This window comes from Agromyces mediolanus (assembly GCF_014648575.1).
GTDB lineage: Bacteria > Actinomycetota > Actinomycetes > Actinomycetales > Microbacteriaceae > Agromyces > Agromyces mediolanus.
This window is the reverse complement of record NZ_BMRJ01000011.1, coordinates 1-1,812: the sequence shown is the minus strand read 5'-3', so window position 1 is coordinate 1,812 and position 1,812 is coordinate 1. Positions and strand designations below refer to the sequence as shown.

Below are 1,812 nucleotides of genomic sequence, written 5' to 3'. Positions count from 1 at the left end.
GTACTAGGTCTGAACCATTCAGACGAGCACCTATGTCAATGTTCCACCCATGAGCAACCAGTGAGAACGTTCGCCTCAATCTGGCTGACCTGGAACCAGCAAGCTGATCCAGTGCTCCTTAGAAAGGAGGTGATCCAGCCGCACCTTCCGGTACGGCTACCTTGTTACGACTTAGTCCTAATCACCGATCCCACCTTCGACGGCTCCCTCCACAAGGGTTAGGCCACCGGCTTCGGGTGTTACCGACTTTCATGACTTGACGGGCGGTGTGTACAAGGCCCGGGAACGTATTCACCGCAGCGTTGCTGATCTGCGATTACTAGCGACTCCGACTTCATGAGGTCGAGTTGCAGACCTCAATCCGAACTGAGACCGGCTTTTTGGGATTCGCTCCGCCTTACGACATCGCAGCCCTTTGTACCGGCCATTGTAGCATGCGTGAAGCCCAAGACATAAGGGGCATGATGATTTGACGTCATCCCCACCTTCCTCCGAGTTGACCCCGGCAGTCTCACATGAGTCCCCACCATAACGTGCTGGCAACATGCGACGAGGGTTGCGCTCGTTGCGGGACTTAACCCAACATCTCACGACACGAGCTGACGACAACCATGCACCACCTGTTCACGAGTGTCCAAAGAGTTGACCATTTCTGGCCCGTTCTCGTGTATGTCAAGCCTTGGTAAGGTTCTTCGCGTTGCATCGAATTAATCCGCATGCTCCGCCGCTTGTGCGGGCCCCCGTCAATTCCTTTGAGTTTTAGCCTTGCGGCCGTACTCCCCAGGCGGGGCGCTTAATGCGTTAGCTACGACACGGAAACCGTGGAAAGGTCCCCACATCTAGCGCCCAACGTTTACGGCGTGGACTACCAGGGTATCTAATCCTGTTCGCTCCCCACGCTTTCGCTCCTCAGCGTCAGTAAGTGCCCAGAGACCTGCCTTCGCCATCGGTGTTCCTCCTGATATCTGCGCATTCCACCGCTACACCAGGAATTCCAGTCTCCCCTACACCACTCAAGTCTGCCCGTACCCACTGCAGGCTAGAGGTTGAGCCTCTAGTTTTCACAGCAGACGCGACAAACCGCCTACGAGCTCTTTACGCCCAATAATTCCGGACAACGCTCGGACCCTACGTATTACCGCGGCTGCTGGCACGTAGTTAGCCGGTCCTTTTTCTGCAGGTACCGTCACCCGAAGGCTTCTTCCCTACTAAAAGCGGTTTACAACCCGAAGGCCGTCATCCCGCACGCGGCGTTGCTGCATCAGGCTTGCGCCCATTGTGCAATATTCCCCACTGCTGCCTCCCGTAGGAGTCTGGGCCGTGTCTCAGTCCCAGTGTGGCCGGTCACCCTCTCAGGCCGGCTACCCGTCGACGCCTTGGTGAGCCATTACCTCACCAACAAGCTGATAGGCCGCGAGTCCATCCCAAACCGAAAAACTTTCCACCCCACACCATGCGGTGCAAGGTCCTATCCGGTATTAGCTCCGATTTCTCGAAGTTATCCCAGAGTCCAGGGCAGGTTACTCACGTGTTACTCACCCGTTCGCCACTAATCCCCCAGAGCAAGCTCCAAGTTCATCGTTCGACTTGCATGTGTTAAGCACGCCGCCAGCGTTCGTCCTGAGCCAGGATCAAACTCTCCAAAAAAAATGATTCAGACCAGACCCGAAAGCCCGACCCAGAGTTTGTTCACTGACAGAGAAACAACTGACTCGAAAATCAAATTGTCCATCAATCAAAGGAATCCATACCCACTCCAAAAAGCAGGCTGGGGTTCAATAAATTGGCATTGAACATAGTGCACGCTGTTGA

General features: G+C 55.0%; 1 rRNA gene. It reads right to left on the bottom strand.

What is annotated here, in order from left to right:
- Nucleotides 1-122 precede the first annotated feature (122 nt).
- Nucleotides 123-1,647: ribosomal RNA gene (locus IEY71_RS18230) — 16S ribosomal RNA — on the bottom strand.
- Between the last annotated feature and the right edge of the window lie 165 nt (nucleotides 1,648-1,812).